Consider the following 23,775-nt stretch of genomic DNA (forward strand, 5'->3'; position numbering starts at 1 on the left):
TCACGCGCAGATAAATCGGGGCGAAGCCGACGTTCAGGGTCGGTGTCCCGCTGGAGGTTAACCGCTATGTATGTTGTACAGGGTGAAGGCATGCTGGATAAAGATGACGGGTTGCTGGACGATGAGCTGAGCGCCAGTGATATTTTTGATAACGAGAGTTCCCGCGCGCGTTACAGTCACTCCGCGCGTAAAAAACTCGAGGAACATATGGAAATGATGCGCCTGCGCCGATTGCTGGACGATTATTACTACGAGGGCGAATGATCCTTCACCCGTGGCGACACGGGCGTTGCCGCCAGGCCAAGACGTTCGAAAAACCGTTGCCGGGCCTGTTCGAAGGCCCGGCCGAAATCCTCATCTTCCCCGAACTGCTGGTGGAGCGCCTGTTCCAGCTCGGCGAAGGCGGCTTGCAGCTGTTGCGCCTCAATCTCGCTGTTGACCGGTGGTGGCTTTCCGGCAGGCGCATCGGTGCTGACCACCATGGCCGAGCGCGGTATCAGACGTTGCTCGCCGGTATCCACCTGATGAGCGATGAGCGGCGTGGATTTGATATAGGTCTCGCCCTGGTATTCAAATTGTTGCCCCACCGCTAGCAGATTGAACTTCATGGGCTGTTACTCTCCCTCTGACGAATTGAGGTCGGCCAGACCGTTTTGTCCCACCTTGCGCCCGGCCAGTTCACAGGCCGTGCTCAATGCGCTGTCGAGCGGGCGACCTTCCAGCAGTGCCAGAATCATGCCGGCATTGAAGGTGTCGCCGGCTCCCAGGGTATCGATCACCCGGATCGGGACCGAAGCCGGCGCATGATAACGGTTTCCCTGTGCATCACAGGCGAAAGCCCCCTCGTCGCCCCAGGCACAGATCAGGATCGCACTGATATCGTGCCGGCGCAGATCGTCGAACAGCGCATCCGCGCAAGTATAGTCATGGGCCCGGGCAAATGCGCGGGAAAACAGCAGAATATCCGCGTAGGGGTATAGCTGTTCGATGCCGGGACGGGGTTTTTCGATTTCAATCGACACCGGCTGATCGATCCGTTGCGCCGCAAGCTGTGCCAGGATCGTCTTCAGGCTTTCGATGTTGCGCCCTTCAAAATGAAACCAGTCATAACGCTCCACCTCCCGCAGGGGAAAATCCCCGGGGCGCAACTCGGGCAGATCCCGGTAGTGAACAATGGTGCGCGATCCGGTGCCCTGGTTGAGGGTGATATAGGAGGTGGGGGTCCGTCCCTGCGCAAGGGTGACGATCCGCCGGGTGTTTACCCCGTAATGTTGCAGATCCCGGCAAATCCTCTGCCCGGCGGCATCCTCTCCCAGCGTCGTCAGCAGTTCGACCTGATGATTGAACTGGCTCATGACGCAGGCGCTGTTGGCGGCGTTGCCGCCGTGGCGGACGAACTGCGCCGTGGCACGCAATTCCTCGTCCTCGGCCGGATAGTGGTCGACCTGATTGATGATGTCGAGCGTGGCGATGCCGGTGCAGAGTATGCGACTCATGAGCCTGGTTCGGTAAGCAAACGGGCGCGCAGCTTACCCCAAAACACCACGGGGCAAAACGGGGCGCGACAGGGTAAGTATTCACTGCGGTCGTGGCCCGTCTATTGCTCGGGATTATAGGTAACCCGGCCCGTGTTGATAATGTCCTGGCGGGCCTCGTGCATGGCATCGGGCAGTTCCAGGGCCTGGAACAGCGTCTGGCGGGCAGACAGTAACTGATCCATCGCCGCCTGCTGGAACGTTTCATTCATCTGCATTTTGCGCGCCTTGACTACCGCCTCGGAGGCGCGCATCAGGTTGAAGGCGGCCTGGGCCAGTACCCCCTGCGCCCCGGCCTGGGCGGCGCCGGCCAGCAGATTGATCATTTGCATGATCTCTTCTTCCTGATTCATGAGGACTCCTCTTGCCAGCGTTGCCAGGCGCGCCGTAGCGCCTGACGTAACTGCCGCCGGGCGGCTTTTTGTCCCTCCAGCTTAAACTCAGCGCCGAGTGTCGGCCAGTCGCATTTGTCGACGACCTTGCGCAGCAGCAGTTGTTGATCGGCCGGGTCCAGCCGCTCGAACAGAGGGGGGTGCTCCCGTAGCCGGGCGATCAGTTTTTCAATCGGCCAGACGCAGACTTCGTAACCGCGCTGGCCGTGCACGAAGGAATCGATATCCTCCCGATCCGCGCGATTCAGGTCCGGTTCCGGCGGGGCTGAAACGGGCAGGTGCAATTGTTCGACCAGCGCCGGATCGAGATCCCGCAGCACGCCTTCGTGCAGCGCGGGCCAGTGCTGTTCCAGCCGCTGTCGGGCGCGCTCGAACACCGACTGGCCGGCCGGGCTCAGCGGTTTGAGAACCAGCAACGACGGCAGGCCGCTGGTGTGTTCGCGGGTCAGGCCGATGCGCACCGGCTGCAATCCGGCGCGCTGCCAGAAGGCGAGCAATTTCGCCCCGGCACTGAAGCTGGCGCCGATGGCATCCAGGCTGGCCTCGCGCCCGAGCGTGCCGATCAGCGTCTCCAGCAGTGCACTGCCCAGCCCCCGGCGCTGCAACAGCGGGTGCACGCCGATGCGCAGGAGCCGGCCGTACCGATAGCGGGCGGCATCGGGTACACCGGCGTGAAACGCCAGACTCTGGGCCAGCAGATGGCCGCGCGGTCGCCGCCGGCCGCGATAGATGGCCTCGGCAAGGCTCGCATCGAACCCGCCTTCGATGCCCAGCACGGCCACCGCCAGCGGCTGCCCGGCCTGTTCCAGGGCAAACAGGCGCAGATCGGGAGCGTCCAGCAGGCGGTAGAGATCCTCGGGCCGGGTACGGTAATGGGCCAGCACCAGCAGGCCGAACAGCTGGCGCAGATAAGCGGGCGTGTCGATCAGCGCATCCCGATCCAGCTCGACAAACCGGCACCCGGCCGGGGTGATAGCCGGGTCGGGGTCGGCCGGTTCGGCATTCATCAACAGGGCGTCGAAGACAAATTGTTCCAGCGGATCGCCCGCCTCCCAGCGAATCGGTTCATCCAGTTGCCGCGCCTGCCAGCCGGGCGCAAGCGCGTCGAGCACCCGGGTAAAGCGCAGGCTGAAGCCGCGTCCGGTTCCCTCGTAACCGTGCACGGTACTGGCAAAGGCCGTGCGGGGATAGGCGCGCAGCAGGTTCTCCAGCACCGGCACGGGCAGGGCGGCGGCCTCGTCGATCAGCAGCAGATCCAGCGCAGGGTGTTGCGCCAGCAGCGCATCGGCAGCCAGAAATTGCACGCTGCCCCCGGCATATTCGAGGCGATTGCGCGCCGCCGTGGCGTCGGGCAGCAGGGCGCGGACACGCTCGAACAGGGGCGCGCAGGCCGCCGGTCTGGGGGCGCAGACCCCGATGCGATAACCGCGCCGCTGTTGCAACAGCCGGGCGGCGGCGATGCCCAGCGCCGCCGATTTGCCCCGGCCCCGGTCGGCGGTGATCACCAGAGGGCGGGCAGGCGTCTGGTCGGCCAGCTCGAGCAGGGCCGCCACGGTCGCCTGCTGATCGCGACTGCGACAGGGAGAGACTGCGGGGCGGGTTGCGCTGGCGGGGTAGGCATGCGCGCTCGGGCGCAGCCGGTCCGGTTCCTCGAGCAACAGCGGGGCCGGGTCCTGCCGGATGTGGCGAATCAGGTGGCGAATAAAACGCGAGTCGGCACAGGTATAGGGATTGGCCGCCGTTTGTCCGGGCCAGTCGGGCAGCGGCGGCACCTGCATCAACAACAGGCCACCGCCCACCAGCGTCCCGCTGATGGCGCCGAAGGCATCGGCAGAGAAACCGGCATGGGCGTCCAGGATCACCAGCTGGCGTTCCTGGCCAAGCAGTTGCACGGCGTGGCGCGGGGCCAGTTGTTGTGGCTGACCGGGGGATTCGCCGAGCCACAGGCGCTGTTCGACCGGCGTTTGCGACCAGAGGCGGTCGGCCAGCGGCCGGCTCCAGGCGGGGTTGCCGGCGGCGATGACCAGCGCCCGCTGGTTGGCGGCCCGGGCCTGTTGTTGCAGGGCCGCGACGGCGGCGAATGGCCTGGTGTGGGTTGTGTCGGCGGTCCGGGGCATGGCCTTGTCGCAATCGGGGAATGGGCTCGATCCTACACGACTGCGGGACATTTGCGGTCCGGGTTCGGGGCTGGAGGGGCTCACACTGTGGGCCAATCGGGGTTGAAATATAAGAAAGCACTAATATACTATCCCGACACGTGATAAACCGGAGAGACGCATGCACTGGAATATCAAGGAAATCGATGCCCCTGAACTGGCCCGATGGTACGACAGCAAGGCCGAAGGGTTTCGCATTATCGATGTGCGTGAAATGAATGAAATCCGCGGCGGTACCCTCCCGGGCGCCGATCCGATGCCCATGGCGACCGTCCCGGTGCGGCTCAACGAGCTGCAAAAAGACCAGGAGCTGGTGGTCGTCTGTCGCAGCGGGGCCCGCTCGGCCCAGGTCTGCATGTACCTGCAGCAGCAAGGCTTCGACCGGGTTTACAACCTGCGCGGGGGGATGATCGCCTGGGCCTCCAGCGGTCAGCAGGTGGCCCTGCCGCGGGCTGTCTGACCCGTTCGCTCTCCCCCTCCTTTCCACGCCCGGCGCTGGCCGGGTGTGGAATACCCTTCCTCCGGATTCTCCCTGTTGCCCGCCTTGCGGGGAAATTATTCAAGTAATATCAGGGATCTGCCGTTATTGTCTCAACACTGGCGATAACGGTAACGATAATAACTGTGACACTCAGCCCTCTTCGAAACCGGTTCCCGAAATTGCATAAAACGCTGGCCGTGCAGGGCTGGCTGGTACCGCTGTTGCTGATTGCCGTGCTGGTGGTTGTCAGCCGCTACAATTTTTTGCTCTTTCATACCCTGGCCGAACTGTTCGCCATCATGGTGGCCATCGTGCTGGCGATGGTCGCCTGGTACACCTACGGATTTTCGCGCAACCATTTTCTGATGTATCTGGGCACCGGCTATCTGTGGATCGGGGTGCTGGATCTGATGCATACCCTGAGCTTTACGGGAATGGGGGTGCTGGCGCTGGATGGCGGCAATGCCAGCATCCAGTTCTGGATTGTGACCCGCTATCTGGAAGCGACCCTGCTGCTGAGCGCGCCGCTGTTTTTCCGTTACCGGATACCGAAACGGGCACTGCTGCTGGTATTTGGTGGTGGTTCGATCGTGGTGATCTATCTGGTGTTGCAGGAACACTTTCCGGCCATGTTTGTGGAAGGGGTCGGGCTGACCCGGGCCAAAATTGTCAGTGAGTATCTGATTGTCGGGTTACTGTTTGCCGCGATTGGGGTATTAACGCATTACCGCCGGCTGTTGGACAGGCATATCTACCGGCTTATGGTTGCCTCGATTGTTTGCACGGTGGCGGCCGAGCTGAGCTTTACACTCTATATAGATCTTTTCAGTTTACCGATTGTTATCGGACATATTTTCAAGTTTCTCTCTTACTGGCTTATTTTTCTGGCCGTGGTACGCACCAGCCTGAGTGAGCCTTATCAGATATTGACCCGCGCCTCGAGTACCTACGATGCCGTGCCCGATCCTGCCATTGTAGTCGATAACAATGGGCGGATTATCCAGGTGAATAAAGCCGCGGAGAAGGCGGCCGGCCTGCCGCGGCAGGAAATGCTGGAACAGGACTGCCATGACGTTTTTCATCCGCGCAGAATGCAAAAAGACGAATGTGTCGTCTGCCATAACATTGATACCGGGACGCCACTGGAAAATTTCGAGATTTATTATCCCGAAAGCGGCGAGTACCGGGAAGTCACCCTGACGCCGTTCGACTATCAGACAGAAACCCGGGCGATGGTACATGTCATGCACGACATTACCCGCAAAAAACAGGCCGAAGCCGAACTGATTCACAGCGCCTATTACGATCCCCTGACGGATTTTCCCAATCGGATGCTGGCGATTGATCGCCTTGAGCAGGCAATCAATCACTCCCGGCGCTTTAATATGCATACTGCAGTGTTGTTTGTGGATCTGGATAACTTCAAGGATATCAATGATACCCTGGGGCATAAGTTTGGCGATCGGGTGCTGATTCGAATGGCACACAATCTTGAAAGTTGCGTGCGAAAAAGTGACACCGTGGCCCGCTGGGGCGGCGATGAATTCCTGATTATTATTCCGGGCCTGGTACAGCTCACGGATGTGGAGCGAACCGTTAGCAAGATATTCAACCGTCTCACCAAACCTGTGTATATCGAGGATCGCGAGTTTCTGATTACCGCCAGTATCGGTATTGCCGGTTATCCGGATGATGGGGCTAACGTGGATACCATGTTGAGTAATGCCGATGCGGCGATGTACCTGGCCAAGCAGACTGGCAAGAATACCTACCGGTTCTATACCGAGGGTATGAATGAACGGGCTGCCGAACGGCTGGCCATGGAATACCGCTTGCGGCGGGCGTTGTCCAGTGACGAGCTATATATGGTTTACCAGCCGAAAGTGGACATCGAAAACGGCTATATTATCGGTGCCGAGGCCCTGATGCGCTGGGAAAGTCCGGAAATGGGGCCCATCTCGCCGGCCCAGTTTATCCCGCTGGCGGAAGAGAGCGGTCAGATTGTGGAGATCGGTGACTGGGCGATCCATCAGGTGTGTCGCGATTTACGCACCATGTCCGAACACGGTTTTGGGGATGCCAGAGTGGCGATCAATATTTCCTCGCGTCAGATTCGTAATCAGGACTTTGCCCGGCATCTGAGGGATATATTGCGTGAACATAAGGTTGAACCGTCCCGGTTGAAGATCGAAATCACCGAATCGCTGTTACTGGAAGAGGATAGTCATACGGTCGAGGTGCTGGGTGAGTTGCGTCAAATGGGGATATCTCTGTCGCTGGATGATTTTGGCACCGGTTACTCCTCATTGAGCTATTTGAAGCGTTTCCCCTTTACCGAGATCAAGATCGATCGCAGCTTTATTCGCGATGTGGAAACCGATGACGGTGACAAGCAATTATGCCAGGCGATCATTGCCATGGCCGAGAGTCTCAAGCTGAAAGTGGTCGGCGAGGGAGTCGAGCATCCCGGTCAGCTCGAGTTCCTGCGTACCTACGGCGCGCACAGCGTACAGGGCTTCTTATTCAGCAAACCGATACGCATTGAGGCGTTTATTACCCTGATAGAAAGGGGGCCATTCCCGCTATCGGCATAACGGTCTGTCATGTTATCGCGTCACTCTCTATAATAGTTGTCTCGTGATTTGACAACGTTAACCGATTCTGGCGGTTTCAATGAGTGATTCGGACTATACCTTCGAGCAGGCCCGCAAGGAAAACGACGAGCGACTGCTCGGGCAGCTGGATACCTTGCGCAATGGGGCGGACATGCAGGTGCTGGAGCCTTTTGCCCGCGCCTACCTTGGCATGTTTTACGAGATAGAGGATGCCATTGCGCCGGCGGACAAGGTTGCCATGCTTGCCAATCAGCAAGTCAGCGAGGCCGTATTATCCGGCTTTGTTGCCGCGCTTGAGCGCGATGATATCCTCACGCCCTATGAGATTGGTGCTCAGCTGGCTAAACACGAAAGCTCGCCCGCCGGTTATGTGCTGCTGGCCGGCCTCGACAGGTTGATGCAAACCGAGCCTGACAAGGTGGAGCAACTTCCGCAAACGGTCCTGCAGTCGGCGATCTGTTTTCATTTTGCCAATCAAACCGATCACCAGGATGAATGGTTTGATGCTCTGCTCACCGATGCTTCTATTTCGGCCCCCGCGCTTAACGGTTTCTGGCAGGGGCTGATCAACAATGATGCCCAGATGTTGCCAGGACTGCGCATCATTATCGCCGATTCAAAATATGCCGACCTGAACCGGGAAGTGCTGTTGCCGGTACTGATTCACTGGAAGAACTGCAAGCTGAAGACCTTCAGGGAACTGGTGTTCGCGGCCCTGCGGTATGTGGACCACGATGAGTTTTTGCAGGCGGCCCGTGATCTGCTCAATGATGAGAATGGCATCAAGGATGAAAGCCGGCGTCTCTACTGGCTGGCCATTGCATTTTTACTTTCCCCGGAAGAGTTCGCGCAGCACATGGCCAATTTTATTGGCCGCGAAAAACAGAAGGTTCTGCCCCTGCTCGACTTTATGATGCAGGTCGGCGCCAAGGATGCGGATACCGGTGTTGAATTCACCCCGATGATGGACGCCCAGTTACTGCGTATCATTGCGCCCATCTTCCCCCCGCAGGAACACTCCTACGGTCACATGGGCGGTATCGATGTCAACTCACGCAATGTCATGCGACTGTTCCACAAGCTGGCGACCACATCACATCCCGAGGCACCGGAGGCGCTCAAGTGGCTTGCCAATGTCCGGGTGATGAAAATTTACAAACCGGTGATCAAGCACGCCGAAAGACTGCAGAAAAAAATTCAGGCTGAAAACATTACCCCGCCGGATTTTACGACCTATCTGGATGGGCTGGCGAAAAACGACGAACTCGTCCAGCGCCGCAACCGCTTCGACCTTAAATAGCTCTTCTTGCTTCCACTGGAAAATAACGCGGAGGTCGCAAAGGCGCGGAGAACGCAAAGAATAGAATTCATAAAACCGTCAGCCGTTATTATTATAAACTGGTAGTAAAGCAACGGCGATAAAAAGTTTGTTAACAATATGTACTTTGCGTCCTTTGCGCCTCCGCGTTCTTTGCGTTATTTACTGTATATTAAATAAGAGGAAGATTTACCTCTGCCGTCTGTCCCGGTAAGATTGCGCGTTTTGGTGTGTTGCTTCAGGTAAATCAGTTGATGTTTGAAATGAATCGATATGTTCTGGGGTTGTGTCTCGGGCTGGCGGCGATATCGGCCGGGGCGCATGATGAGCCACAGATCGAAAAGGAACTGTGGTGGAGCGAGGCCTGGTGGAACGAGGGCGTGATCGAGGCGCCGCGCAATTACGAGGTTGTGGTCGAAGAGCACAACTACGAAAGCGACGGGGTCACCATCCCCGCCATGCTGGCGCGACCGAAACAGGCCGGCAAGTTTCCGGCGGTGTTGTTCCAGCACGGTCGGCGCGGGCTGGATGATCTGATCCGGCGTCACGTCAGGCGCCTGGCGGCCCGGGGTTTTGTGGTGCTGGCGCCGGATATTTATCAGGCCCATTTCATCGGCACCCACCCGATCGAACACGATTATGCGCTGGAGAAGGACGTCAATCGGGGTGTCGACGCCCTGCTGTCGCGCCAGGACATCAGCAGTGACCGGATCTGTCTTTATTCCCATACCCGGGGCGGGTATTACACCCTGAAGGTGGCCACCACGTTCGGGCGTCAGAAGTCGGACGTGGCCTGTTATGTTTCCTATTATCCGCATCTGCAGGATCCCAATGCCCCGGAGCCGCTGCAGGTCTACGGGTTTGCCGGGGAAGTCGAGCAGTTGGAAATCCCCGTGCTGGTCTTTATCGGCGAGCAGGAGCAGTACCAGCGCCGGCGGGTCATCGAAAGCAGCATTGAATCCCTGCAAAAAGACGGCAAGCCCGCGCATTTGATCGTCTATCCCGGTGTCGGCCGGGGTTTCGACTTTCGTCCGGAAAGTGTGCGGACCTTTGCCGACGAACTCGCCTCGAAGGACGCCATCCAGCGTGCGGCCGATTTCATGCGCCGGCACCTGAGGGCGGACTAGCCGCCCCAGGGGCGGTTTGCGGTCGTTCCCCGGTTCCACAGCCGGCAGAGGGATCACCGACGACACCGAACAGGCACCGAAAACACCAAAAAGAATATGCTGACGGTCAGTAAGACAGGTTCCCGCTTCGCTGCCTTCAGTGACTCTCGGTGTCTTCGGTGGTCTACTGTTCTGTCCCTCGGGCAGCATCCTGGTGGGAGGAGGCGACGGATCAGGCCGATGAGGTGAACATTTTTTGCTCCGGTTGCGTTAGAATTGGCAGCTATGAATATGAAATACAAAACTGACGATCTGCGGATTACCGCGCTCAAGGAGGTCATTCCGCCGGTGCAGCTGCATGGCGACTGTCCGATGACCGATACCGCCTCGAAGCTCATCTTCGAGACCCGCACCGCGATCCATAATATTCTGCGCGGTCGCGACGATCGTATTCTGGTGATCATCGGACCCTGCTCGGTGCATGATCCGGAGGCTGCGGTCGAATATGCCGGGCGCCTGAAGGCGATGCGCGAGGAGCTGGGCGAGGATTTGCTGATTGTCATGCGGGTCTATTTCGAGAAGCCGCGCACCACCGTCGGCTGGAAAGGGCTGATCAACGACCCGGATCTGGATGAGAGTTTCAACATTAATAAGGGACTGCACCTGGCACGCACGCTGTTGCTGGATGTGAACAACCTGGGCGTGCCGGCCGGTACCGAATTCCTGGATTTGATTACCCCGCAGTATATCGCCGACCTGGTCAGCTGGGGCGCGATCGGGGCGCGCACGACCGAAAGCCAGGTACACCGTGAACTGGCCTCCGGACTTTCCTCGCCGGTCGGCTTCAAAAACGGCACGGATGGGACGCTCAAGATCGCCATCGATGCGATTCGCGCCGCCAGCCAGCCACACAATTTCCTGTCACTGACCAAGGCGGGCCATTCGGCCATTTTCGCCACCACCGGCAATGAAGACTGTCATATCATTCTGCGCGGCGGCAAACAGCCCAATTACGATACCGCCAGCATCGACGCCGCCTGCCAGGAACTGCGTGAAGCCGGGCTGGAAGAGAAGGTCATGATCGACTTCAGCCACGCCAACAGCCAGAAGCAGCATATGCGGCAACTGGATGTGGGTCGCGATGTCGCCGGGCAAATTGCCGCCGGCGATCAGCGTATTATGGGCGCGATGATCGAAAGCCATCTGATTGGCGGGCGCCAGGATGTCGAGGATGACAAATCACTGGTTTATGGGCAGAGCATCACCGACGCCTGTATCGGCTGGGAGGAGAGCGAGGAACTGCTCAGAGAACTGGCCAGCGCGGTGCGCCAGCGGCGCAAGCATAAAGCAGCCTGAAAACCCGGTACTCAGTACTCAGTACTGAGTACTCTGTTTTCCAGCCATTTGAGTAATTTATTGAACGGCAGGGCGTCGGCATAGTAACTGCCCTGCGCCTGATCGCAGCCGAGTTCGCGCAGCATAGCGGCAATTTCCCGGCTTTCGACCCCTTCACCGACTACCGTCAGCCCCAGGTCGTGAGACAGATCGATGATGGCGCGCACCATCGATGAATCATTCGGTTGTCTGTCCATGGACTTGATAAAACTCTTGTCAATTTTGACTTCGCTGATCGGCAGTCGCTTGAGATAAGCCATCGATGAATAACCGGTTCCAAAATCATCGATCGAGAAACGAATACCGAGATCATGCAGCTGCTGCAGTGTATGCAGGGCGCGTTTATGGTTGACCATCATGGCCGTTTCGGTGATCTCGAGCATGATCCGGGAGGGATCAACCCGATACAGTTCGAGCAGCCGGCGTAAATGGTCGACGATATCGAGGTCCTGCAGGTTCCAGACCGACAGGTTGATTGCCATTTTCAGATCGATCCCCTGTTCCTGTAGCAGACAACTTGTTTTAAGTGCCTCTTCCATTACCCACCAGGTAAGTGGGTTGATCAGGCCGGTATTTTCGGCAATATGAATAAACCGGCTGGTGGCGATATAGCCATGATCGGGATGTTCCCAGCGGGCCAGCGCTTCCAGGCTGACAGGCTGTTCATGTTTGAGATCCACCTTGGGCTGAAAATAAAGTTGAATATTCCGGTTTTCCAGATCGGTGCGCAGGTCGTTAACCAGTTTGAGCTGTTCCAGTGTACTGGTATTGTGCGTTTCATCATAAAACGCAATGCCGGTACCGATACGCTTGGCCGCGTACATGGCCATTTCTCCGTGGCGAATCAGGTTGATCGCGTTCAGGGCATGTTCGGGGTAAAACGCTACGCCAATACTGGCACCCACGTAAAACTCGTGTCCCTCGAGTAAAAAGCCTTCGCTCAGGCTTTCCTGAATACGCGTGGTTGTGGCCAGTACGGCCTGTTGGGATACGCCGTCCAGCAGCAGGGCGAACTCATCACTGACGATGCGCGCCAGGATATCATCAGATCGGATGGCGTCGCGCAGCCGATCGGCGAACTGGCAAAGCAACGTATCACCGGCATAATGGCCAAGCGTGTCATTGATTTCCTTGAGGCGGTTTATGTCAATAATGACCAGCGCGATACATTCGCCTTCCGGCAGATTTCTTTTCAGGCGTTGCTCGGTCTGCTCTACCAGAAAAGTCCGGTTTGGCAAACCGGTCAGGCCGTCGTGCAGGGTCTGGTGTTTCAGCTCCTGACGCTGGCGCTCAAGTCGCTGGTAAAGCGAGGTCAGGATCGTCGCACCCCATAAGGCGAGCAACAGCAAAATAAGACTGGCAATGGCCAGTGGCAGACCCGAGCTTTTCAGGAAATCGGTGAAACCGCTTTTTTCGGTTCGGCGTAACAGGTAAAGGGAGAGCGCACTATCCGGTACAGTCTGCCCGGACCAGAGCAGGTAGTGTTTACCGGCATCGATATGGCCTTCACTGACGCTACTGCCAAGAATATGCCGAAGCGTTTGAGTATCGATACTTTGTTCGGCAGATATGAACAGGACATTTTGCCGTGCGTCGGTCACCAGCAGATTATAGTCAGACATTTGCTGATGCGGACGGGCTCGCTCAAGTAAGGAACGAACCTCGGCAGGTTCCCGGCCGCTGAGCATAGCCGCCAGTTGTCGGGCATTGGCGGAAGTGGAGTGTTCGAATTCGTCCAGCTGGGCAGCGCGGGTAGCCTGATAGGTGATATAGCCGAACAGGGTGATACCGAACAGCGAAGCGCTGATGAATCCGAGGAAAAGTTTGCGGCCGAGACTCATAATGAGTTATCCGGGTCCTTCCTTGTGCTGGTATTGGCCAGGATGCAGAGTGAACAGGCGGCGAAAGCGTCGCGGCAAGATCGGGCAGCCCGAACTGGCCGGGCAACGAATCAATAATAACATTATTAAAAGCCTGTGCGATGCTGTTAAGGGTGAACCTTCTCTCATTTACTGTCATCCCTGTCGCCCGCTTCCTCCCGGATTGAGCGGGGCTTATTTTATCGCTCATACCTAACCGCTGTGCTCGGTCATTCGGCTTGTCCGGCAAAAAGGGAGTGAACGGGGGACGTTTGTCACATTGCAGGGTATCTTGCAGGGGAAGCGGGTCATCGTTGGCACGGGCAGTGCAAATCTGCTATATACATATAAAATAATTGATTGAATCTATCAGGCAAGCGATTGTCTGGATATAACAGCAAATGATTGCTGGGATATAAGAAAAACAGTTCGGGTTAATTAGCGTTTGGGGGTTGGGTAACCGTGCGTATCGCGCTGGTGGAAGATGATTCGGCTATGGCAGAGCTGCTTTCCCTGTGGCTGGAAGAGGCCGGGCATGAGTGCGTCAGCTATCAGGAAGGGCAGGATTTTCTCCGTCAGGCCACAAATGAGAGCTTCGATGTGGTGCTGCTGGACTGGTTCTTGCCAAAACTGTCCGGTGAAGAGGTGCTTGCGCGCCTGAAACGGCAGTCCGAATGGGATACGCCGATCGTTTTCGTAACCGCCCGGGATTCCGAAGAGGATATGGTCAGAATGCTTAACCAGGGCGCCGATGACTACCTGGTCAAGCCGATTCACCAGCCGGTGTTACTGGCCCGCATCAATGCCGTCACGCGCCGCTCGCACCGGGCGAACCCGCAGGATGTGCTGACCCTCAATGAATTTAAAATCGACCAGGAGTCGCGCCTGATTACCCGCCACGGCGAGCCGGTGAAACTGACGGAAAAGGAGTTCAATCTGGTGACCCTGATTTTCCATAATGTCGGGCGCCTGCTGTCGCGCGATCACATCCTCTCCTCCGTCTGGGGATATGACGCCAGTCTCAATACCCGCACCGTGGATACCCACATGAGCCGGATTCGCAAAAAACTCGAGCTGTTCCCCGAGCAGGGCTGGCGGCTGAGTTCTATCTACCACCAGGGCTACCGGCTGGAGCAGATCCCGCCCGAAGAACAGGGCTCCGCCGCCGGCTGAGGGGGACCGCTCGCCCGGCGCCGGTGGTGCCATCCGTGCGCTATTTTTTCGTGTTTTCAATGACTTCGGTGGTTTTCCTGCGCGCCGCGCCGGGGCGGTTTTTTTTAGCCGTGGTGAAATCCCGTCGGGAGAGCGAAATATCTTGCCTGTTTTTCGTCCAGTTCCCGTATAATGCGCCCCTTTTGCCGACCCCGTTGGAGAACTTTTGTGATCGAGAATCTGCGCAACATCGCCATTATTGCCCACGTTGACCATGGTAAGACCACCCTGGTGGACAAGCTGCTGGCCCAGTCCGGAACGCTGGAGAGCCGGGGGGAGGTGCAGGAGCGGATCATGGACTCCAACGATCTGGAAAAAGAGCGCGGCATCACCATCCTGGCCAAGAACACCGCGATCAAGTGGGGGGATTATCGGATCAATATCGTCGACACCCCCGGCCATGCCGATTTCGGCGGCGAGGTGGAACGGGTACTGTCGATGGTCGACTCGGTGCTGCTGCTGGTGGACGCGGTGGACGGGCCCATGCCCCAGACCCGCTTCGTCACCGAGAAGGCCCTGGCCCGCGGTCTCAAGCCGATCGTGGTCATTAACAAGATTGACCGCCCCGGCGCGCGTCCCGACTGGGTGCTGGATCAGACTTTCGATCTGTTTGACCGCCTGGGCGCCTCGGATGAGCAGCTCGATTTCCCGGTGGTCTACGCCTCGGCCCTGAACGGCTACGCCGGCCTGGAGTCCGATGTGCGCGACGGTGATATGACCCCGTTGTTCCAGGCAATCGTCGATCGGGTCAATTATCCCGACGTGGACCCCGATGCTCCGCTGCAGATGCAGATCAGCCAGCTCGACTACAACAGTTATGTCGGGGTCATCGGCATCGGCCGCATCACCCGCGGCAAGCTGCGCACCAACACCAATGTGGTGATTGTGGATCGTCACGGCAAACGGCGTAATGGCCGGGTCCAGCAGGTGCTGGGCTTTCTGGGTCTGGAGCGCCTGGAAGTGCCGGAGGCGGAGGCCGGTGACATTGTCGCCATCACCGGGATCGACGGCATGAATATCTCCGACACCTTGTGCGACCCGGCCAAGGTCGAGGCCCTGCCGGCCCTGCTGGTGGACGAGCCGACCGTGAGCGTCATGTTCGTGGTCAACAACTCGCCCTTCGCGGGGCAGGACGGCAAGTTCGTCACCTCGCGTCAGATCCAGGAGCGCCTGGAGCGGGAGTTGATTCACAATGTCGCCCTGCGCGTCGAGCCGACCGGGGATCCGGACAAGTTCCGGGTCTCCGGGCGCGGCGAACTGCATCTGTCGATCCTGATCGAGAACATGCGCCGCGAAGGCTACGAGCTGGGCGTTTCCCGCCCCGAGGTCATATACCGCGAGGTGGACGGCCAGCGGCACGAACCTTACGAGCAGCTGACCGTGGATGTGGAAGAACAGCATCAGGGCGGGGTAATGGAAAAACTCGGCCAGCGTGGCGCCGAGCTGACCAACATGGCGCCCGACGGCAAGGGTCGGGTGCGGCTCGACTTTATTATTCCCTCGCGCGGGCTGATCGGTTTTCGTACCGAGTTTCTCACCGCCACCCAAGGTACCGGCCTGCTTTACAGTGTGTTCGATCACTATGGGCCGTTACGCACAGGCGATTTCGGCCAGCGCAACAACGGCGTGCTGATCGCCAATGCCAACGGCAAGGCGCTCGCCTATGCCCTGTATAACCTGCAGGAGCGTGGACGGATGTTCATCGGCCACGGTACCGATGTGTATGAAGGCATGATCATCGGCATCCACTCGCGTGACAACGATCTGGTGGTCAACCCGCTCAAGGCCAAGCAGCTCACCAACGTGCGTGCCGCCGGGACGGACGAGAATATTGTGCTGACCCCGCCGATCAAGCTCACCCTGGAACAGGCGCTGGAGTTCATCGATGACGATGAGCTGGTGGAAGTCACCCCGAACCATATTCGCCTGCGCAAGAAATTCCTCAAGGAGCACGAACGCAAAAAGGCGGCGCGCGCCAGCTAAATTAAGTGATCCGGATGTATCTGCACATGCGGTGTAATCCAGGCGTCATGCTGGTCCGCTGTCATCCGGCTGTCATCCGGGCAATCTAGAATTAGCGTGAGATTTTGCACGCCCCGTCCCGGGCGTGATTCACCTGACTAGATTGCTGATGCCTGTTTCCGCCACCTCAACCGATTCTAGTGCCTCCAGACCGGAGCACGCCCTGCTGAAGGAGTTTGTCGGGATTGTCGAGCAATCCCGTTTTGCCTCGTTGTATCAGCCAATAATAGATCTGGAGCAACAACGCATTATCGGTTATGAAGGGTTGATCCGGGGGCCCTCGGCCAGTGTCTTTCACAATCCACAGTCGCTGTTTGAATTCGCCAGCCAATGGGGACATTTGAGCGAGCTGGATCTGGGCTGCCGGCAGTTCATTATCGAACAGTTCCATCGACTGACACTCAAGGGCAAGCTGTTTATCAACTGTGCACCTGCAGTGTTACTCGATGCGGACCATCCCCACGGCAAGACGCTGGCTACCCTGCGGCGACTGGGTATCAGCCCCGAGTCGGTAGTCATCGAGCTGACCGAACAACATCCGCTGGATAATTACGAACTATTGCGTGAAGCGCTGCATTACTACCGGTCCATGGGATTTGAAATTGCGATAGACGATCTCGGCGCAGGTTATGCGGGTCTGCGCATGTGGTCCGAATTACGTCCTGATTACGTCAAGATTGATCGCCACTTTATCCAGGGGATTAATGAGGATCCGGTCAAAAAAGAATTTGTTCGCTCGATACTGGATATTGCCCGGGGGCTGGAATGCAAAGTGATTGCCGAAGGTATTGAAACCAGGGAAGAGTATCGAACGATTTGTAATATGGGGATTGTTCTTGGACAGGGATATTATTTTGCCCGGCCGGCATCGACACCGGTGAGCTGTATCGATCACCTGTTATGTGACTGTGTCCGGGACGGAGATGTCCGTATGGGAATTGCGCGGCTCTCCGACACCGTGGCCAGTATTTCGCGTGAAGTTCCTTCACTGCCACCATCCGCGAGTCTTGATCAGGTGGTGGATTTGTTTCATTCTACTTCGAGCCTGCACTCCTTGCCGATCATTGATGAACAGAACCGGCCTGTCGGTATGGTTCGCCGGTTCAAGCTGATGGAAATATATGCCTCAAGCCGCTACGGCAGGGAGCTGTACGGACGCAAGCCGATTGCCCGATTTATGGACCAGGAACCGGTTGTGGTGGAACAGAATATGCGGGTAGAGGAAGTCAGCCAGCTCGTTACCGACAGCATGCAGGTTCATCTGGAAGATGATTTCATCATTACAGACGGTCATAAGTTGCTGGGTATTGGTCGAGTTGTCGATCTCTTGCGTAAAATCACCGATCTTCAGATTCGCAATGTCCGTTATGCCAATCCACTGACACTGTTGCCAGGCAATGTGCCTATCTACGAGCTACTGGACGATTTGATCAGACAAAAAGCAACATTCGCGGTTGCCTATTGCGATCTGGATAACTTTAAACCATTTAATGATGTTTATGGGTATGCGGCAGGTGATGAGGTATTGCAATGTCTGGCTTCGGTGATGGTGGAAAAGACTAATGCAAAGCAGGATTTTGTCGGCCATATCGGCGGAGATGATTTCATACTTATCTTACAAAGCGAGGATTGGCAGCAGATTTGCAGCAATATCCAGCAGGAATTTCACAGCCGGGTCCCCCGGTTTTACAGTGCGGATGACCAGCAAGCCGTAGGAATTCGGGCCCGGAATCGACAGGGCCAGGAAAGTTTCTTTCCCTTGCTGACCGTCTCCATCGGGCTGGTCTTGCCGGATATCGAGTATTGCTATTCTCACCATGACATTGCCGCCATGGCGACCGCCGCCAAACGGGAGGCAAAAGCACTTCAGGGCAGCCGGGTTTTTGTCGATCGTCGACGCCGTCCCGACAGTTAAGCCGCATTTCCCTTTGTGACACCTTGGCGCCGTCCGGTGAAGGCTTTATGATGGTTCCCCATCAATAAAAAGCAAGCAGCACAAGGAGGCGGTCATGGTTGGTAAAAAGAACATCGTTTTCGGTTTTATTTATCTGGTTTTTACCGCGGCACTGGGCCTTGTCATGGTCGACAAATATGAAGCCTATGGCGCGGCGGTCCAGGAAAAGCAGTCCGCTGTCGGCCGTCTGCAGCAGCTGCAGACCAATGATTTCGAGGAGATGCTGGAGCCGTTGAGTGGCGAGGAAATCGCGAAGGCCAATACGGCCGGGGTGCTGTCGCTGAACAAGTTGTTCAATATTGAAAGCGAGATCGACGCCATCAAGGGCGGGGCGCATGCGCACGGTAATCTCGAATCCCTGTTGAATATCGCGGTCGGCGTGGTGCTCGGTTTCCTGGCGGTGAATGTCATCTTCAAGCAGGTGATCAGCTGGGTGTTTATTGCCGGGGCTATCCTGCATTCGGGCATGCTCTATCTGGGCACGGTTTTCGGTCTGGGCTGGGCTAACACGGTTCTGAATACCGGCATTGGCCCGTTTCTGATCCTGATCGGCCTGGCACTGGCCGGCATTGCCGCCGCCATGGGGTATCGGGGCGAACCGGTTAAGGACTAGGGCAGCCGAGTGGAGACCCTGTATCCGGCGATCAAGCCCTATGTAACGCACAGCTTCGCCGTCGAGGCGCCGCACATCCTGCATGTGGAGGAGTGCGGCAGCCCCGAGGGAATTCCCGTGCTGTTCGTCCACGGTGGGCCGGGTTCGGGGTGTGAGGCCTATCACCGGCAATTTTTTGATCCGGAAAAATACCGCATCATCCTGTTCGATCAGCGTGGTGCGGGATATTCCTCCCCGCACGCTTCGCTGGATAATAACACCACTCCGGCACTGGTGGCGGACATGGAAGCGCTGCGCAAGTATCTGGGCATCGAACAGTGGGTCCTGTTCGGTGGCTCCTGGGGTTCAACCCTGTCTCTGGTCTATGCCGAAGCCCATCCCGAACGGGTGCTGGGTCTGATTCTGCGCGGTATTTTTTTGTGCCGGGCTGAGGAAATCCAGTGGTTTTATCAGCACGGTGCGCACCGCATATTTCCCGATTACTGGGAAGAATATCTGCGGCCGATTCCGCCAGAAGAGCGGGATGACATGCTGGGCGCCTATTACCGGCGCCTGATCGGCAATGATGATATAGCGCGGCTAACGGCCGCCAAATCCTGGTCGTTGTGGGAAGGACGGGCGGCGACGCTGCGGCCCAGCAAAGGGGTGCTGAACCATTTCGGGGATACCCACACGGCGCTCAGCCTGGCCCGGATCGAAGCCCACTATTTTATGCATAACGCCTTTTTGCGCGATAACCAGATCCTGGAAGAGGCCGGGCGTCTCAAGGATATCCCCGGCTACATCGTGCACGGCCGGTATGACATGATCTGTCCGCTGGAGAATGCCTGGCAGTTGCACCGCGCCTGGCCGCGTGCCGAGCTGTCGATCATTGCCGATGCCGGTCATGCGGCCTCGGAGCCGGGTATGGTCGATGCCCTGGTGCGCGCAACACGCAGTATGGCCGACGAACTTGCCTCGGTATGATTGCCCTGATCCAGCGTGTCAGCACGGCCGCGGTGCATGCCCGGGGTGAGCTGATCGGGGAGATTGGCTCCGGGTTGCTGGCGTTAATCGGTATTGAGCAGGGGGATGGTCAGCCCCAGGTCGAGCGGCTTTTGCAACGCCTGCTCGGCTACCGGGTATTTGCCGATGCACAGGGTAAAATGAATCTGGGCTTGCAGGAGACCCGCGGCGGCCTGTTGCTGGTGCCGCAATTCACTCTCGCGGCAGAGACCCGCAAGGGAATGCGTCCGGGTTTCAGCCGGGCCGCGGCACCCGATGAAGGCGAGCGGCTGTTCAATCTGTTGCTGGAGCTGGCCTGCCAGCAACACGCCCCCGTCGCCACGGGAGATTTCGGGGCGGATATGCAGGTCAGCCTGGTCAACGAGGGGCCGGTGACTTTCTGGCTTCAGGTTCCGCCCGATGCGCAATAATGAGCGGCAAATGAACAGTTTGCCCGCCCATGCATGCTGAATAATCCATGACAGGCGAGACTCGTGCATGGCGGTATTTCACCCGGCAGCCTTGTACGCGTGGCCGGGTCCGTGCTGTCGCGAGTAAATCAATGGGGATAAACGATGTACAAACTCTGGGTTCCACTATTTGTTTTATTGTTTGTGGCCGGCTGCGAACAGCAGACGCCACCGACCGAACAAATCTATCCCTGGCAGGTCACCCGCCTGCCTGATGGTGGCAGTCGTGTCTTTGGTATCCAGTTCAACCAGACAACCCTGGAAGGCGCCCGGAGGATTCTGGGCACACGTTATGACGAGGGTTTATTCGAAAATCCGGATGGCAGCCTGTCGCTGGAGATCTATTTTAACGAAGTGACCCTGGGCGGCCTGAGCGGCAAATTTATCCTGCTGCTCGATGCCTCGCCGTCGCAACTGCAGGCAATCCGGCAACGGGCTACCGGCAGCAAGCGGATGGAGAGCGGGGCCCGGCGCTATCGCATGGCGCCGGCGGATCGTGAGCAGCTGGAGAGCATGGCGATCAGTGCGTTAAGTTATATCCCGTATACGAATCTTGATGAGGAAATGATTCGACAGCGATTCGGGCTGCCCGATGAGATTATTCCCCTAGAGCAAGGCAAGCGTCACTGGCTCTATCCGGATAAGGGGCTGGACCTGCTGCTGGACGAGGATGGCAAGGAACTGCTGCAGTATGTGGCACCCAGGGATTTTGAACGGGTGCGCCAGCCTTTGCTCAGGCAGATCGATTCCTGAGCTCGCACGTTTTTGCGAGTAAATAATCGATACGGTTGCGGCCGGACTGTTTGGCCCGGTACAGCGCCTTGTCGGCCTGCTGTAATAAATGCTGTGCGGCAGGCTGGGGAGCAACATCCGGATTGCCGGCCAGGCTGGCACAACCGATGGAAATGGTGATCTGTAACGGCTGACCATCCGCGTCCCGCGGCTGATGCCGGGCAATCGAGGTGCGAATGCGCTCGGCAATGTCCATGGCTTCCTGTTTATCCGTACGTACCAGCAGGGCGGCAAATTCCTCCCCGCCAAAGCGCGCCATCACATCACTGGAGCGCATCTGTCGCTTGATCAATGACGCCACATCACGCAAGACCAGATCACCGATATGATGACCGTGGTTGTCATTGAACTGCTTGAAGTGATCGATATCCAGAAACAGGCAGCTTAGCGCGACCTGCTCGCGCAGACAGCGATCCGTCTCCTCCTCGAGACGTTCGTCGAAATAGCGACGGTTATGTACCCCGGTAAGAGGATCGAGCAAACCGAGTAATTTGAGTTTTTCATTGTTAATCGCACTTTCCAGGCAAACGGCGACAATCGCCGCCAGCCGCTCGAGAAAGTCGGTGGCGACGCCCTGAGTATAGCGTTGCGGTTCATAACTGCCGATATTCAGGCTGCCAATGAGTTTTCCCTGACGTACCAGGGGAAACAGGGCCATGCTCGAAGGCAGTGTGTTTGTATTGGGGAACAGAAACTGGTAACAGGATTCGTTACAGCTGCCAAGTCGCGGGTGGAAGTGCTCGTTGAAATAGGCCTGCAGCGGCGCGGCATCCTCCACAAATAACAGATCCGGATGACTCCGGGTTGTGATGTCGAGATTCTCCATAACACGGCGGATCTCGTATTCGGGATCAATCAATACAAGTGTGAGAGCATCGAGGCGAAATTCGTCACGGTATTCACTGAATATGGCTTCCAGCAGTTCATGTACACCACTGGCACTGATAAAGCGCAGCTCATGATCCTGGAAACGCCGCAGCTTCTGTTCGTTACGACTGGCATTGGCCTCGTAGGCCTTGAGTTTGCGCCGTAACTGGCGGTTTTCATCGAGCAGAGCGTTGTTGCGCATGACTCTCATCCGTTGATGTTTCGAAAAGTTCGTTAATCACCGCCTGCAAGGTGTCGTGGCTGACCGGCTTGGACAAAAAATGATCCATCCCCGCCGCCAGGCAGTTTTTCCTGTCCTCGGTAGTGGCATTGGCCGTCAGTGCGATGATGGGGGTGTGTTGTCCATCGGGCTCCTGTTTGCGCCAGGCACGGGTGACCTCGATACCATTGAGTCCCGGCATGCGCATGTCCATCAGGACGAGATCAAATGGCTTTTTAATCAGAGTGCTTAACGCCTGATTGCCGTCCTTAACATGCGTAACCTGGTGGCCATCCATGCGCAGAAAAGTGGTTATAACTTTGGCATTGATCTCACTGTCTTCGGCCAGCAGGACATGCAGGTTGGCTTTTTCTGTTTCAATGGGTCGGGTTGTTTGCTCGTTATCATAACTTTTCTGCTGGTCATCGGCGGCTGCCAGCGGCAGGCCAAACCAGAAACAGGTGCCTTCTCCGGGTTGGCTGGTGACCCCCATTTTACCGCCCATGGCCAGGACAAGACTATAGGATATAGTGGTTCCCAGTCCGGTGCCGGATTTTTGCGCAGGATGTTCATTATGGCATTGATAAAAGGGATCGAAAATATGGGCCAGTTTTGATTCGTCGATGCCGATTCCGGTATCCCGGACTTCAAAATGAACCAGATAGATTGCATCCTGGCGCCGGCGTTGCGTGACCTGTACGTGCACGCTGCCTTTATCAGTATATTTTATCGCATTGCTGATCAGGTTGAGCAAAATCTGGCGCAGCCTGTTTGGGTCGCCGATAAAATAGCGCGGCAGCGACTTGTCGATCTGGCAATCAATGTTGATCCCCTTTTCCGCCGCGGAGGGAGAAAAAATATTGGTAACGCCATGACACACCGTTTCCAGATCGAAGCGGGTATACTGGAAGTTATATTTGCCGGCCTCGATCTTGGAAAGGTCCAGTACGTCATTGATGATCGAGTGCAGGGTGGTCGAGGCTTCTTTCAGGTTGGAGACATACTCGCGCTGTTTCTCATCGAGATTTGTTTTGTCGAGCAGTTCGGTCATGCCGATGATGCCGCTCATCGGCGTACGGATTTCATGGCTCATGGTGGTAAGAAATTCGCTCTTGGCGCGATTGGCCTTGTCGGCGTCCATGCGTGCGGTTTTGATCCGGCCAATCATGACATTAAGGTAAAACGGTAATGCCATGAGAAAGATGATATACGCAATAGCGTCGATATAATGGGAATACCAGGTGTCGCTGTAAATCAGGATGAACAAAAAAGCAATCACGCTGGCCGCGGTCGCGGAAAACAGTTCTCCACGGCCATAGCGGACTCCGTAGCCGATATAAATCCAGGGATAGAAGAGAAAATAGGGACTGAAGGGGCCCGCATCGGTTACGATCATGGCTGTGCTGATGGCGACGATGTCCAGCGGGATGGTAACGTAGGGCCGCAGGCGTGAATCCGGATAGACAAAGACACTGACCAGCACGATCAGGGTGTAGACCAGGAAAATTGCCGCAAACAGATAGTACTGGAAGGTGTTATCCGGGTAGTAACCGGTGTGGATTCCGGCACCGATATGGGCAAAGGCAAACAGCCAGATAACCAGTCGGGCGACGGCCTGGCTGAAGTCCGGATTGGACCACATACGTGTGGTTTTCAGATAGGCGACAAAATGGTCGAGTTGTTTCTGTAGCATCTGTCATTCCCTGGAAGATTTTCCTGGACAATCCTTGCCAGTATGACCGGCTTTTTACAGTAGTTTCAATACAAAATTAATGGTAATTCAG

20 protein-coding genes are annotated in these 23,775 nt (G+C 57.1%); 13 read left to right on the plus strand and 7 right to left on the minus strand.

Annotated elements, in window-relative coordinates:
* The first annotated feature begins 66 nt into the window (after positions 1-66).
* Positions 67-264 carry a PA3496 family putative envelope integrity protein gene (locus U5K34_RS12185; RefSeq protein ID WP_322568671.1) on the plus strand — a complete coding sequence of 66 codons (198 nt, stop codon included), beginning with the start codon at positions 67-69 and terminating at the stop codon, positions 262-264.
* Here U5K34_RS12185 and U5K34_RS12190 read toward each other — a convergent pair.
* The 4 genes from U5K34_RS12190 to U5K34_RS12205 form a co-directional block, all read right to left on the minus strand.
* Positions 249-608, minus strand: a complete 360-nt coding sequence (locus tag U5K34_RS12190) for a hypothetical protein (RefSeq protein WP_322568672.1) — start codon at positions 606-608, stop codon at positions 249-251. The genes U5K34_RS12185 and U5K34_RS12190 overlap by 16 nt on opposite strands.
* Positions 609-614: 6 nt before the next feature.
* On the minus strand, positions 615-1,496 hold the full coding sequence (locus U5K34_RS12195; protein ID WP_322568673.1) for a PfkB family carbohydrate kinase: 882 nt from the start codon (positions 1,494-1,496) through the stop codon (positions 615-617).
* 101 nt (positions 1,497-1,597) lie between these two features.
* Positions 1,598-1,888 (minus strand): hypothetical protein, encoded by a 291-nt coding sequence (locus U5K34_RS12200; RefSeq protein WP_322568674.1) that lies wholly within the window; start codon positions 1,886-1,888, stop codon positions 1,598-1,600.
* Complete coding sequence (locus tag U5K34_RS12205) at positions 1,885-4,095, minus strand: tRNA(Met) cytidine acetyltransferase TmcA (protein ID WP_322568675.1); 2,211 nt, start codon at positions 4,093-4,095, stop codon at positions 1,885-1,887. Before U5K34_RS12205 ends, U5K34_RS12200 begins: the two co-directional genes overlap by 4 nt.
* 109 nt (positions 4,096-4,204) lie before the next feature.
* Between U5K34_RS12205 and U5K34_RS12210 the strand changes: the two genes are divergently transcribed.
* The 5 genes from U5K34_RS12210 to aroG all read left to right on the plus strand — a co-directional run bounded on the left by U5K34_RS12210 (position 4,205) and on the right by aroG (position 10,959).
* The gene (locus tag U5K34_RS12210) at positions 4,205-4,543 is read left to right on the plus strand and encodes a rhodanese-like domain-containing protein (RefSeq protein ID WP_322568676.1); all 339 of its coding nucleotides are present in this window, start codon (positions 4,205-4,207) and stop codon (positions 4,541-4,543) included.
* A gap of 200 nt (positions 4,544-4,743) precedes the next feature.
* Positions 4,744-7,158: a putative bifunctional diguanylate cyclase/phosphodiesterase gene (locus U5K34_RS12215; RefSeq protein ID WP_322568677.1), complete on the plus strand. Its 2,415-nt coding sequence runs from the start codon at positions 4,744-4,746 to the stop codon at positions 7,156-7,158.
* Between the two features lie 79 nt (positions 7,159-7,237).
* Positions 7,238-8,479: a hypothetical protein gene (locus tag U5K34_RS12220; protein WP_322568678.1), complete on the plus strand. Its 1,242-nt coding sequence runs from the start codon at positions 7,238-7,240 to the stop codon at positions 8,477-8,479.
* Between the two features lie 272 nt (positions 8,480-8,751).
* Complete coding sequence (locus U5K34_RS12225) at positions 8,752-9,624, plus strand: dienelactone hydrolase family protein (RefSeq protein WP_416224097.1); 873 nt, start codon at positions 8,752-8,754, stop codon at positions 9,622-9,624.
* Between the two features lie 270 nt (positions 9,625-9,894).
* Entirely contained in the window at positions 9,895-10,959 is a 1,065-nt protein-coding gene (gene aroG / locus U5K34_RS12230) for a 3-deoxy-7-phosphoheptulonate synthase AroG (protein WP_322568680.1), read from the plus strand.
* Between the two features lie 11 nt (positions 10,960-10,970).
* Here the strand turns inward: aroG and U5K34_RS12235 are convergent, their stop codons facing one another.
* Positions 10,971-12,839 (minus strand): putative bifunctional diguanylate cyclase/phosphodiesterase, encoded by a 1,869-nt coding sequence (locus tag U5K34_RS12235; RefSeq protein WP_322568681.1) that lies wholly within the window; start codon positions 12,837-12,839, stop codon positions 10,971-10,973.
* 480 nt (positions 12,840-13,319) lie between these two features.
* Here U5K34_RS12235 and U5K34_RS12240 point away from each other — a divergent pair, with 480 nt between their 5' ends.
* The 7 genes from U5K34_RS12240 (at position 13,320) to U5K34_RS12270 (ending at position 20,865) form a co-directional block, all read left to right on the plus strand.
* Positions 13,320-14,030: a response regulator transcription factor gene (locus U5K34_RS12240; RefSeq protein ID WP_322568682.1), complete on the plus strand. Its 711-nt coding sequence runs from the start codon at positions 13,320-13,322 to the stop codon at positions 14,028-14,030.
* 207 nt (positions 14,031-14,237) lie between these two features.
* Positions 14,238-16,052 carry a translational GTPase TypA gene (typA, locus tag U5K34_RS12245; protein WP_322568683.1) on the plus strand — a complete coding sequence of 605 codons (1,815 nt, stop codon included), beginning with the start codon at positions 14,238-14,240 and terminating at the stop codon, positions 16,050-16,052.
* 148 nt (positions 16,053-16,200) lie between these two features.
* Positions 16,201-18,006 (plus strand): GGDEF domain-containing protein, encoded by a 1,806-nt coding sequence (locus U5K34_RS12250; protein WP_322568684.1) that lies wholly within the window; start codon positions 16,201-16,203, stop codon positions 18,004-18,006.
* A gap of 94 nt (positions 18,007-18,100) precedes the next feature.
* Positions 18,101-18,658 (plus strand): hypothetical protein, encoded by a 558-nt coding sequence (locus tag U5K34_RS12255; protein WP_322568685.1) that lies wholly within the window; start codon positions 18,101-18,103, stop codon positions 18,656-18,658.
* Positions 18,659-18,667: 9 nt separating this feature from the next.
* On the plus strand, positions 18,668-19,624 hold the full coding sequence (gene pip, locus U5K34_RS12260; RefSeq protein ID WP_322568686.1) for a prolyl aminopeptidase: 957 nt from the start codon (positions 18,668-18,670) through the stop codon (positions 19,622-19,624).
* Positions 19,621-20,073, plus strand: coding sequence for a D-aminoacyl-tRNA deacylase (gene dtd / locus U5K34_RS12265; protein ID WP_322568687.1), 453 nt, complete (start codon positions 19,621-19,623; stop codon positions 20,071-20,073). Before pip ends, dtd begins: the two co-directional genes overlap by 4 nt.
* 144 nt (positions 20,074-20,217) lie before the next feature.
* Entirely contained in the window at positions 20,218-20,865 is a 648-nt protein-coding gene (locus U5K34_RS12270) for a hypothetical protein (protein WP_322568688.1), read from the plus strand.
* On the opposite strand, the gene U5K34_RS12275 is transcribed toward U5K34_RS12270, so the two are convergent.
* Both U5K34_RS12275 and U5K34_RS12280 read right to left on the minus strand, forming a co-directional pair.
* The gene (locus U5K34_RS12275; RefSeq protein ID WP_322568689.1) at positions 20,846-21,973 is read right to left on the minus strand and encodes a sensor domain-containing diguanylate cyclase; all 1,128 of its coding nucleotides are present in this window, start codon (positions 21,971-21,973) and stop codon (positions 20,846-20,848) included. The two genes, U5K34_RS12270 and U5K34_RS12275, sit on opposite strands and share 20 nt — an antisense overlap.
* A complete protein-coding gene (locus U5K34_RS12280; RefSeq protein ID WP_322568690.1) occupies positions 21,948-23,684 on the minus strand; it encodes an ATP-binding protein in 1,737 nt (578 codons plus the stop codon). The genes U5K34_RS12275 and U5K34_RS12280 overlap by 26 nt, the downstream gene beginning before the upstream one ends.
* Positions 23,685-23,775: the final 91 nt, after the last annotated feature.

Source organism: Thiohalophilus sp. (assembly GCF_034521165.1).
Taxonomy (GTDB): Bacteria; Pseudomonadota; Gammaproteobacteria; order UBA6429; family Thiohalophilaceae; genus Thiohalophilus.